The 12,337-nt window shown below is 38.0% G+C and carries 7 protein-coding genes; 1 reads left to right on the top strand and 6 read right to left on the bottom strand.

What is annotated here, in order from left to right; genetic code table 11:
• Positions 1-278: 278 nt before the first annotated feature.
• The 3 genes from AKG37_RS17460 to AKG37_RS17450 are packed head-to-tail and all read right to left on the bottom strand — an operon-like array spanning position 279 to position 7,356.
• Positions 279-605 (bottom strand): hypothetical protein, encoded by a 327-nt coding sequence (locus AKG37_RS17460; protein ID WP_078061043.1) that lies wholly within the window; start codon positions 603-605, stop codon positions 279-281.
• Positions 598-1,200: a class D sortase gene (locus tag AKG37_RS17455; RefSeq protein ID WP_060700045.1), complete on the bottom strand. Its 603-nt coding sequence runs from the start codon at positions 1,198-1,200 to the stop codon at positions 598-600. The genes AKG37_RS17460 and AKG37_RS17455 overlap by 8 nt, the downstream gene beginning before the upstream one ends.
• Before the next feature lie 21 nt (positions 1,201-1,221).
• Positions 1,222-7,356 (bottom strand): SpaA isopeptide-forming pilin-related protein, encoded by a 6,135-nt coding sequence (locus AKG37_RS17450; RefSeq protein ID WP_237697845.1) that lies wholly within the window; start codon positions 7,354-7,356, stop codon positions 1,222-1,224.
• 730 nt (positions 7,357-8,086) lie between these two features.
• Here AKG37_RS17450 and AKG37_RS17445 point away from each other — a divergent pair.
• Positions 8,087-9,595 carry an AcpB/EbpR/MafR family transcriptional regulator gene (locus AKG37_RS17445; RefSeq protein WP_060699981.1) on the top strand — a complete coding sequence of 503 codons (1,509 nt, stop codon included), beginning with the start codon at positions 8,087-8,089 and terminating at the stop codon, positions 9,593-9,595.
• A gap of 62 nt (positions 9,596-9,657) precedes the next feature.
• On the opposite strand, the gene AKG37_RS17440 is transcribed toward AKG37_RS17445, so the two are convergent.
• The 3 genes from AKG37_RS17440 to AKG37_RS17430 all read right to left on the bottom strand — a co-directional run bounded on the left by AKG37_RS17440 (position 9,658) and on the right by AKG37_RS17430 (position 12,200).
• Positions 9,658-9,939, bottom strand: coding sequence for a hypothetical protein (locus AKG37_RS17440; RefSeq protein WP_024425245.1), 282 nt, complete (start codon positions 9,937-9,939; stop codon positions 9,658-9,660).
• Between the two features lie 383 nt (positions 9,940-10,322).
• Positions 10,323-11,603, bottom strand: a complete 1,281-nt coding sequence (locus tag AKG37_RS17435) for a hypothetical protein (RefSeq protein WP_060699980.1) — start codon at positions 11,601-11,603, stop codon at positions 10,323-10,325.
• A gap of 27 nt (positions 11,604-11,630) precedes the next feature.
• Positions 11,631-12,200: a hypothetical protein gene (locus tag AKG37_RS17430; protein WP_060699979.1), complete on the bottom strand. Its 570-nt coding sequence runs from the start codon at positions 12,198-12,200 to the stop codon at positions 11,631-11,633.
• Positions 12,201-12,337 lie beyond the last annotated feature (137 nt).

Here is a 12,337-nt window from a genome sequence, read left to right as displayed (position 1 = left end):
TAGATGATCTACTTTGGTCGTCAATATTACCTCTGTTTTCAATCCAATTTTTATCATCTTAAATATGGAGCAGTCATTGGAGACTATCTGCTAGGCAGCGGACTTCTATCAATTGATATGCTAATTTTAGTAGATAATAAAGTTAGTAAAACGCCTATATATAAACAAATAAAAGAACTCTAATTCGTATACGAATTAGAGTCCTCATGATATGACTGATTTTATTTTTCTACCTTAAAACCGAACCCGTTAATCAAAGCCCCTTTTTTATTTCTCGTTTAATGGGTATCTTGCTGCTCAAGCAATAAATCCATTGCGAAAATCGATTCGCCTTTCTCATCCAATAGAAAATACACAATCAAAGGCTCTCCAAAAGCTGCTGTCTGCTGCGTGAACAAAACACATGTGAATTTTTCAATACCAACTGGCAGCTTTCTTTTTAATAAAGGGTGAAGAATAGGTGAAACCCGAATTGTATCTACATCAACATCCCAACGTTCGTTTTTTAAAGTTGGATATTGCTCTGATAACAATTGGTGTAACATGCCGGTCGTGAGCGCTGCTTTTCCATCGCATCCATCATTTATTATGTTGGTGTTATACATCCGATGGCTGCTCACTCTTTGAAGCGTTGATTCGTATTCCTTTTAAGACAAAGCGTTTCTGACCATCAAGTGTACAAGTGATCAATGTCAGTTCATTTTTCCCGCGATCCTTTAATACATCCACATCCGTCGGTTCTATCGTAGCAGAGCTGACAATTTTATATTCGTATGTTTCAGCTTGATGATGTAAGACGACTTTTTCTCCTTTAGGTACCTCTGGCAGCTGCCGGAAAAGCCGGTCGCCTCTATACCCTCTATGGCCTGCAATCGTGAAATTTCCTTCACCTGGCATTTGATGAGATTTGATTTGAGTCAGTGCAATGCCTAAATTTTCTTTTGATGTAACAGGAAGCACTTTTTCGTTTAAATCAATTGACGGGATCTCTAGTTCCATCACATCTCGCAGGTCTTCTTCTGACACAGTTAAATGTGGAATAGAAGAAAGGACATCACTTTCATTTTCTTCAATCAACTTTAATGCCTGTTCCATTGCTGCTGTCTCTTGAGAAGTTCGCCACTCATATAGAAAAGGAACGGAGATGAGCATCAGCCCCGTGACCACCAAAAAGCTACCTAATAAGGTTCTTTTTTTCATCAATACACTCGTTCCTTCCTTTTACTGAATGGTTCTTCTTCTGACAACAAGAAGAACAGTTCCAGAAGCTACTAGTAAAATCCCTGCATACATCAAGTAACGCAACCATTCTTCACCAGTCTTTGGCAGCTCACCGTTTGAGTCATGGGGCGGATGTTGATCCCCTTGATCTGAGGCTGGAGGATTCGTATGGTCTTCTTCATTCTTCACTGGTGCATTTTTCACAATCATTGTCTTGATCTCCACTTCGCCCATTTGAATCGTAAAAGCGAGCGGTTTCTTTAAAGCTACATAACCATCTGGTGCTTTCGTCTCTGTGAGTAGATACTCTCCAGGTTTAAGCCCTTTGACAATGGCTTCTCCGTCTTTTCCTGTTGTCACAGATTTTATGGCTTTCCCGGCTTTTGTACGAATGTCAAAGGCTGCCCCTTTTAAGGTTTTATCTGTCTGCTGGTCTACCTTTATGATACGCAGACTTCCTAAGATCAAGTGATTCTTCGCTGTTAATTGAAGCGGCTTCTGCTGATTTTTCTCAATTGTGAACAGGATCGGCTTATTATCCAATTGATAGCCGTGAGGTGCTTTCGTTTCAACGAATTGATATTCTCCCGGTTTTAGATCGTTGATGTGAAGCTTTCCTTTTTGGTCCGTTACAAGTGATGTCTTCAACGTTTTTCCTTCTTTACTCAGAAGAGCAAACTCTGCATGTTCCAGCAGATGTCCCTCATCATTGATTTTGGTCAGTTCCACTGCTCCCGGCGTCAGTTTGTTGATCATTTCTACTTTTGCTGGTTTGTCTTGACCTAAACGAATCGTAAATGAGATAGGTGTCTGATCCAATTCATAGCCGGCAATGCTTGCTGTTTCGACAAATCGATAGGTTCCTGGCTTCAGTTGATCGACTGTCAGTTGACCGTTTTTGTTTGTCTTTAAGTCTTTCTGAATACGCTGATCATGCTCATCCATCAGATCGAAGGTCACCCCAGCGAGCAACTGACCATCCTCTCCTTTTTTCTGAAGCTTCACAGCACTTGTCGTCCGAATATTTTCTTTAGTCACTTTCACCAGTTGATTTGGGTTGAAATCAATCTTAAAGTCTACTGGTTCTGCATCTAGTTTATGTCCAAAAGGAGCCTTCGTTTCAACCAATTGGTAAGCGCCTGGTTTCAAATCGTTGACAGTGATGATGCCTTTCTCGTTTGTTGTTAAACCTGACATCAATTCTTTGCCATCGTCATTGAAAAGTGTAAATTCTGCGCCTTTCAATCTTTCTTTTTCTTCTCCTATTTTTGTGAGTTCTACAGAACCTTTCTTGAGCTGATTGATTGCCTCCACTTGAATCAATTCTTTTTGACCTAATTCAACTTGAAAAACAAGTGGTTTCGTACTCAATTCATAGCCTTCAAGACTCTTTCTTTCAACAAATTGATAGGTTCCAGGTTTTAGCCCTGTGAAGGTGATCTTTCCATCCTGATTGGTTGTGATTCCTTCTCCTCCTGCCACTATCTTTCCTTTATCATTAGATAGATCAAAGACAACCCCTTCTAATGAATTCCCATCTTCGCCTTTTTTGTGCAACAGCACTCCGCCTGTTTTGCGGCTATTTTCTTTTGTCACACTGACCAGCTTCTCAGGGTTAAATGGAATAGCAAAAGTGACAGGTGTTTCGTCAAGCTCGTGACCGAATGGCGCCTTCGTTTCAACAAACTGATAGGTTCCAGGCTTCAGATCGTTGACGATGATCTTCCCGTTCTGATCAGTGACGAGACCTGTTTTCATCTCCTTTCCATTTGCATCTACAAGCTTGAATTCTGCTCCTTCAAGCACATCATCCTTTTCACCGAGCTTCGTGAGCTGGACAGATCCAGTTTTAAGATCATTGATCACTTTGATTTCTGCCGGTTTTTTTTGTGCGATTTCGATGGTAAAAGGATAAGATTTATTTTTCTTTTGGTAACCATCAATACTCTCTGTCTCCACGAGCTGATATTTGCCCGGTTTGAGGTTATCAACCAAAAGCTTCCCATCTTCATCTGTTGTCAAATCTTTACGCACGACTTGGTCATTTTGATCCAAGACTTCAAATCGAACACCTTGAAGCTTCTTGCCATCTTCCCCTTCTTTTATCACTTCTAATGCACTTGTTTCATATAGGTTCTTTTTCGAAATGATGACCGGTTCCTTTGGTTCAAGTGGTACGTCAAATGTGATCGGCGTTTCATCTAATACATAACCATCGGGTGCTTTTGTTTCAATGAGCTGATACGTACCCGGTCTTAGTTCGTTTATCGTGATCTTGCCATTTTCTCCTGTGACAAGTGACCTTTGCAGCTCTTGCCCGTCTTTATCTAAGAGCTTGAATTGTGCACCTTCTAGTCTCTCTCCGCCTTCGCCTATTTTGCTCAATTCTGCTGAGCCTTTGATGATGTCATTTACTGCAGTTACAATTGTTGTTTCTGTTTGATTTTCTTTAATGGTGAACGGCCATTTGTGCTGATTTAATTGATAGCCTTTCGGTGCGTTTGTCTCAACAAAATAATAGGAACCTGGCTCAAGATGTTTGAAAAGAATTTCTCCTTTTTCATCCGTTTTCAAATCGGTTTGGACGGTATCTCCAGATTCATTTTTCAGTTCAAATTCGGCATTCTCTAATGCTGCATCCGTCTCTTTGTCCTTTTTCGTTAACTTGACATGCTGGCGGATTTCTTGGTTCTGCACCGTTATGCTATTTCCTGTTTTCGCTTGATCTCCAGATTCGTAAGGCTGATCAATCGTTACATTGATCGGTTCCTTGGTTTTCATATAACCATCAGGTGCTTTCTCTTCTGTCACGATATAGTCACCATATAAGAGACGATCAAATCGAATAGATCCTTCTTCAGCTGTTGTCTTTGTACCAATGACGATGCCGCTCGCAGCATCTGTAAGTGAGAAACTTGCTCCTTTTAGCGCTTTTCCAGTACTCGCATCAACCTTTTTAACGGTTAAAGCACCAATCGCTCCTGTGCCGTCCCCCATGCCAGCGGTGCGTTTGACCACAATTGAGGCTTCGGATTCCTTTTTGATTTCTTTTACATTTTCACCTCTAAACGTTACTTCGTTTTGAAGTGTACTTCCCACCTTATCTAAAATGAGAGATTGATATTCCAAAATATATGGTCTTGTGATTTCATCTTTAAATTTGATTTGAAAAGAATCTGGATCGAATTCAAGGTCTAACTCATAATCTTTCCCTTTTTCCAGTTCTTTTTCTTTTGTCACTTGCCCCTTTTCATCTATTGTCGTCGAATAGAGATGAAACGAGTTTTCTATTATCGCTTGGTTATTGCTTGGGTGATCTATAATCGTCGCATCTTGAACCGTTGATTGACCAAAATTAATATTCACTTTCCAATCAATAACTTTCCCTTGTTGATTTCCTGATTTGCTCGTGTATTTCCCTCCATTTGGAATGGACACCACAGCATTTACATCTGATTCTTTTGTCTGTCCATCATAAAGGGTCGCTTTATTTTCGTAGGTTTTCTGTACTAAATCCATTCCTTCAACACTTGTTTGATACGTGATTTTGTAAGGGGAATCAATGGCTTTTTTGAAAATGACTTCGAAGCCTGTTTCTCCCTTTTCATTTTCAAGGAATTTGATGTCATAATATTCTTTCGCTAATACCTCTTTTTCTTCTGCTCCATTTTCTCCGCCTTGTAAATCAAGTGAATAGACGGTGATTGAATCTTTAAGCAAACGCTGGTTTCCTTGAATGAAATCCTCGATTCTCGCCTCTTCTAGCTGTTTCAAATTATAGTTCACACCGATATTCCATGTGATCTCTTTTTTCTTTGCATCATAAGTTCCGTTCTTAAAACCATTTGACTGCGTATATGTGTCAGGCGTGAAGACAGATTGATTTTCCTTCGTCAAATCCTTGCCATCTTCATTTACCCATTCAAGCTTTACATGATTACGCAGATTCTTTTGGTCTTTATCTGCTCTTTTTTCATAATCAAAAGCCGTTGTATATGTGACGGTATGTTCTGTTTTTATTTCTTTCGTAAATTGAATATCAAAACCATTTTCATGTTCAACTATTAGGTAATCTGTGCCTTCTTCAAGCACTGAATTGCCTGTCGTCACTTTTAAACTATCTTTTTGCAGCGTCAATCCTTCGTTTGTAAACGTATCTTTTAATATCAAATTGTTCATCGTTTGTTGATCTTTGTTGAAGGTGATACGCCATGGAATGGTCTTGTTCTTGTAATTCGGTGTTCCGTGATTTTTCGTTAGGATTTGCTGGTCAATTCTTTGCTTCGCTTGTTTGCTCTCTTTTCCAGCTGTCACCGTATTGATGATCTCTTCAGCTTCAAAAATCCGCTCGGTTGCTTTTGTTTGATAGGTGATGAGATAAGCTGATTGAATATCTTGATTGAATTGCAAGGTAAACCCGTTTTGTTCATCCTTTTTTTGAGGTTGAACTACATAATTTTCAAACGCTTTTGACCCTGCTTCGTTGCCATTTTGATCAATTGTGACTTCTTTGACTTGAATTGAATCAGATATCAGCGCCTGTGTGCCGTTAAAGAAGTCTTCTAACAAAGCGTCCTTTTGAGCCAGCGTTTTTTCGTTATAGTTATACCGAATTTCCCAGGTAATCGTTTGTGTGACTGGATCGTAATGCGCGGCTTTTTTATTTAAAGGACTGCCTCTTGTCACATTCACTGTGCCTTCTGCTGAACTGATCACTTTATCACCGGAAACAAGGGACGCTTTATTACGAAATGCAGACTGATCTTGATTTGTAATGTCCGTTTCATACATTAAACGGTAAGCTAGATGCACGTCATCTTTAAATTCAATCGTGAAATCTTGACCATCTGCTGTTTGACCGATTGTGTAGTGGTTTTCGTCAAGCAGCTGACCAAGCGATGTTTCCCCATTTAGCTTTGTATCAACACGATAAAGCTTGATTGAATCTTTTTTCAATGCCTGACCTTCTTGAATCGGATCTAATAGCTTCGCTTGTTTCACATCGTCTAAGTCCATATTAAAATCTACTGTCCATTGAATGGTTTCAGCATTGTAAGATCGATTTGGTTCTCCCTTTTTAGAGACGTTTGGACCATTTGGAATGTATTGAATCGGAATGGATACCGTATCCTTGCCTTCAATCGGGGTAATGATGACTTCTTTTTCTTCAGTGATGACTGTTTGTTGATCTAATTGCGTCCAAACTTGAATTGTTCCATGAATATTTGAATATTGTTTGATAAAATCTGTGAACTCGATGGAGGCATTTCCGCTCTCATCTACAGAGAAATAACCAATGGTTGCCTGATTAAATTTCATCTCGAGACGATCGATTTTTTCGTAAATCACTAATTCCTCTGGAACCTTGAAATGGAATTCATCCCCGCCATTATAGCTATGCCCGTTCGGGATGGCCCACACATAGTTAATGGAAATCAGCGAATTGATATCTGGCTTATCAACTGAATTCCCTTCCTGATCTTCAAAAATTAATTGTGCATCAGTGAGGATATTTTCTTGGATCATCTTGTGTTGTGAAACACTTTGCAGTCCTAAACGCTCAGATACGTTCACCTTGTTTTTTAGCAGCTCATCCTCTTTGTTTTCTTTTGATTGAACAATTTCTTGCCTTTTAGCTGCTTTATCTTTCTCCGGTGATTTTGAGTCATCTTTTAAGTGTTCTTCTTTATGCTCGTTTTGCTTTGTATTCTCTTTTTGCTCAGCTATACTACTAACTTCTATGTCTATAGATCCTTCTAAATTTGGATCAAGTTCAACCTCTTCTTTAAATGTGATCGTCACTTCATTTAGTTTAGAAACGGTATACTCGCCAACTTGTATTTGATTGACAGTAATCGGTTCCTTTTGCTCCTTCTCTACTTGGATTGTGGAAGGAAGAGAAAGAACATAAGGATGATCCCGTTTTAGCTCTATCCCTTTTATTGACCAATGGACAGTGGCTTTTCTTATCAGCTGGTCTTCCATGTGTGATAACTTGTTTCCTTCGACATCTGCAAACTCAATATTTCTATAAATGTCTTCTTGAATTTCTTTTGCTTCTGCCCCTGTAAAAGGCAAAATTCCTAAAATACTAGACTGTATGACTAACACAATCATGAGAGTCAGTGACAACATCCTTTTCAATACATTCACCCTTTTCTAAAATCAGTTTTCAATAAATACCAAAAAAATCATTTGTATTGTCTTGTGGAATCACTCCGTTTCTATTCACATATTTTCTAAGAATGGCATCTTAAGACCCTATAAACTCAATGAGATGATCATGAATAAACATGAAGGAAAATGATGGATAATGGATAAAGTAACTGAATAGGGGTCTATAGAAATGGGGAATAGTGAGAGGAACAATGAAAAGTACAAGAAATGAAGTTTCTATTTATACGAATAAACAAAAAACTATGTGTATATGTTTATATCAGCATATACACACATAAGGTTCGTTCATATGAAACGAGTATGTATCATATATGGTATGTATGGTAAGACAGTTCAGCATCAGATAGATCGCATTCCTCTCTACTCCCATCCATATGGTAATCAAAAATCCCTTGCTTTTTATTCTTACATTTACCGTTTAGACAGCAAAAAAATAAACAAAATATCTAAAATGATCCATTTATGTGGGATTTATGACTTATTTACAACCTTTTAAAAGAAAAAAATGGCGAATCAGCTAATAATATTTGTTTCCGTCTAATTTTTTTCTCATTTATCATCAAAAGCGAAGACAAAACAAATTAGCGTAAACATTACAATCATTTCATGCCTATTTTGAGGAGCACATGTTCTTTATCTGAACTTAACAATATAAGGAGGCAGACAAAAGAAAGGAGTTAATGGTTGGATGGACCTCATTGATAACAAATCAAAGAGATGGATAAACATTTTAAAACTGCTTGTATCAAAAAATAAGTGGTGGACTCTTCAAGAGATATCAGATGAAAAGATTGGCTCGGTTCGTGCCATTCAAAGTGATTTAGAACAAATGAAATCGTTCCAAACAGAGAATGGAGAGCCGTTAATTCGCATAAAGCCAAGACAGGGCATATCCATTTGTTATACCCAGACGATACGAGTGGACTACTATATCAAAGAAATTTTAAAAGATACGATTGAAATTCGATTAATTGATGGCATTTTCTTCGAAGAAAATATGACGTTCTATGAATGGATGGACACGCTTAATATCAGCAGGTCCACGTTGTATAACACCATTCATAAAATCAATTCCATTCTTACATCCTATGACATTGAATTACGCCCAGACAGCATGCAGTTCCATGGGAATGAGAAGGAGATCCGGCAATTCTTTGTTGAGTTTTTGTTTGAAGTGTATGGAAGCCGGCTTTGGCCATTTAATGAGATTCAAAAGCAAGACGCTGTTGACTTATTACAGGAATTATTTCAGGTGATTGAAGTCAATGTTCCAGATATCGCTATTGATAAATACTGTTTGTGGCTCGGTGTTTCCATTCACCGAATAAGAAAAAATTTCACGATAAGACGCAACTATACATATTCAATGAATGAAGAAAAACAGACAGCTGCAGGTAAAAGTATCTATGGTCAAATTAAAGCATGGGAAAAACACATTGGCCGAATGACGAAAAATATATTTGATATTACACTGGATCATCACGAGTTTGTCTTTTTACTATTGATTGAGCCAGCTATTGGTCATTTTAAATCAATTGAATCTGTTGAAGAAAAATTGATGTTCTTTCAATCACATACACCACGCCTCTTTGATGCGATTCAAAAATTTATCAATCAATTGGAGTTGATTTTTCATCAAGAGGTGGCTAATCGCAAGGTACTGACACTCCTTCTTCTCCAATATTATGTGTATTCTAATGAAATTACCGGGAGAGATGGTTTCCTTTTCAAAAAGAAATCGCGTTATTTATCAGAGGTCAAAAAACAGCTTCCTTACTTCTATTCGAGAATTACCCATATCATTCAGGAGTTAAAAACAGATGATATACTCGCTTCTTTTGTAAAAAATGAGCGAGAATTAATCCGTATCATTACGTCTAACTGGAGGGGTCTAGTTCATTTGGAAATGGAGCGGAGAAACGTGTTGAACATTTTTGTCATTTCAACATTAGGCTATAATCATAGTTTGTTTATTGCAGATTTAATTAAATTAAGCTTGCCTCCTCTCATTCACATTTTCACAAGTCCTGAAAATACATTAAATGCTTTGACAATGGATCGTCTTGGAATTGATATGATTGTGACAGATACTGAGCTTCCTCATCAATTCGGACGATCTACACTGTTGATCAACTCTTTTCCAACTAAAAAAGAATTGGACAACTTGCACCGGCGAATCGTTGATATAAACGACTGATTTTCACTAAAAAAAGCTGTTGAGAAACCTCTCATCAGCTTTTTCTTCTTTTGGCTTCTGGATTAATGAAGCGCTATTTGTTCATTCATCAAATCAATGGCATAGAGCGATTGCTCATATTCATCTAATAGAAGGTATACTTTGAGCGGTGCAGCAGTTTGATCTGTTTGCTGCGTAAATAGGACACAAGTGAATTTTTCGATCCCCTCTGGCAGCTTGCTTTTCAGAAATGGATGAAGAATAGGAGAGATTCGAAGGGTATCAACATCTTTCAGCCAAAGCTCATCTTGTAACGCAGGATAATGGTCAACCAAAAACTGACGAAACACTTCCAATGTACTCAAGGTAGATATCCTCACTTTCTTCTATCATGGCTTCAAACTTACCTAAAAACAAACATGTTCAACTCATCCTATGATCTAAAGACCACCTATTTCTGCATACTACTAGAGACACGATTTCGTTTTCTTAGAAAACCATTTTAGATCCACTGTACTGTCTTGAATGTTTAATTTGTATGACGTTTACTTTATCTCAATCTCTAATGACAACCGATGGACCTATGATCATATTCTTATCTTTTTCTTTCGTGAAGAAACGGCAACTTCCTGCTACAAAATTCCATTTTTCTTCAAAAAAATAGGTGAATGAGACAAAAAAGAACAGCTTCTCACTGTTCTTGAAGAAGTTGTTGATGAAGGCTTCCTATTTTAAAAAGAGTGTCATCTTAAAGGTCTTTCAATGAAATGACTTCGCCACTCACTGCATCAACACCATAATGACAGTCAAGCTTTCCACATAAAACGTATTGTTTTTGCGCTGCGTCATAGACATAAATGGGTGTCAGCTCGAGGCGTTCTCTCAATGTTTCAAAGGCTTCTTTCTTTGATATGTTGATTTCACTAGCCGCTTGAGATGGATTGAGTATCCCGCATACTTGAAACATCTCTTTTTTATCTATGTAATTAATGGCTTCAAAAGAGCTGGCATCAATGAAGACCTTGATCTTATCCATGAATCCACAGCCTTCTGGATCATTCGTTTTTAATATTGCATGGATGTAGCCATGGTCACGGTGGAGTGTTTTTAGCACCCACTTCCCTGTATCCTTTGAATATTTTTGCGCCAAAAAGGTGCGAACCGCTTTGATACACTCAGCTTGCTCTTCTTTTGAGATCGGGAATGTATCTGGTGAAGGCTCCAGTGAGAAGGCTTGTTCAGCAGTAATGTCCTCGTTTATATCGATTTCCTTTTTTTCAAAGGCTTTGTTTAACGGTTCATTCCACTCCATCACCTGATTCATATGTAAACAATGCGTTTCTTCACGCCCAATTTCAAACGGTAATGTTCCTGTCCCATCGTTTTTCACATAGATTTCTTCTAACGCATAAATAGAGCGAATTCGATTCTGCTCGAAGGATGGCCAATCAAATCGCTGCACTTGCTGCTCGGCTAAATTCTCGACCTTATCAATGGAGAGCACATATTCTTCAGCTCTTAGGAGGTTTTTTGCCATAAATGACCCATGATGTGTAAAGTAAATGAGCTGCCCATGTTCGTCCCATTTCACCTCGATTCTGCCGGAAGGCGTCACTGTTACATCATCCACTTTTTCTTCAAAAATAAGCTCTCCTATTTCCTCCTGATGCATGTGAAAATGCTCGCCATAGATCAACCCTGTTTCTTGTTCAATCCATTGAATGACATGAGCTGGATAAGGGCTTTTAAATGTAATACCATTTTGCGCATAGGTTTTGTCCATGACAAAAATAACCGATTCAACCTTGCCTGTATTCAAATTCACGTCAATCACAGCTGTGCCGTCTGGGTTTAGATCGTCGTCCCCAGTTTCAGCTTCATGAGAGGGAAACCATTCCATATTCAATGTATAAACCGTTTCATTGAACATATTGACGTAACGATGAAAACTGTGTCTTTTTAGATGGTACAAATCTAAACCAAATTTCATCCTTGTCTGATCGATCAGTTGTTGGATGTTTGCATTCATTTATTTCACCTCCAAAATGATTCAGTCCTATGGAAGAACAAAGATGACGATAAAGCCGAAGACGACGATCGCTGTTAATAATCCTAAAACCATTGACACCATGTTTGTTTTCTTTGTAAAGCCTTTTAATTCATGCTCTTCAGTCGACCGGTCGATTTTTCTAAAGCGAAAAAGCATGCTTAAATTAATAAGGGCTAGCGTTACAAATAATAAGAATATTAAAAGCATAGGTTGTATGTTTAAGAATGGATTCGTTACATCTTGGAAGCTGAATGACTGAAGGAACATCAGACCACTTAATACTACTCTTGAAATATTTTCTGCCTTCTTTTCTTTCTCCCACTCTTCCCCCAATTTTTCTTTTTCATAAATGGCTATCTGCTCGAAAAGGGGAATGAAAGACTTTGTTGATCCTTTTTTAATAAAACCATAAATACTTAGAAAGAGCATAATAATTCCTAAACAAAGAAAGAAATGTGTAAATCGAATGTCAGACATTTGAATCAAGATAAAAAAAGCGACGATTATGATGCCGGCTATTAAATTAGAAACGACTATTTGCTTTGACCTCATCTTTTTTAATGCAGCTTGTTCCATGTAATACTCCTCCTCGTTTCAAATGTTTCTGTTAAGCGCTCTATCTCTATTACGATTTTATTGAAAAAATGTTTCAATATTTCCCCTTTCCATTGCAGAAATGGAAAGACGCCCATCATTCAATGGACGTCTCACCC

Source organism: Bacillus australimaris, from assembly GCF_001307105.1.
Lineage (GTDB): Bacteria > Bacillota > Bacilli > Bacillales > Bacillaceae > Bacillus > Bacillus australimaris.
This window is presented reverse-complemented; position numbering and strand designations above follow the sequence as displayed.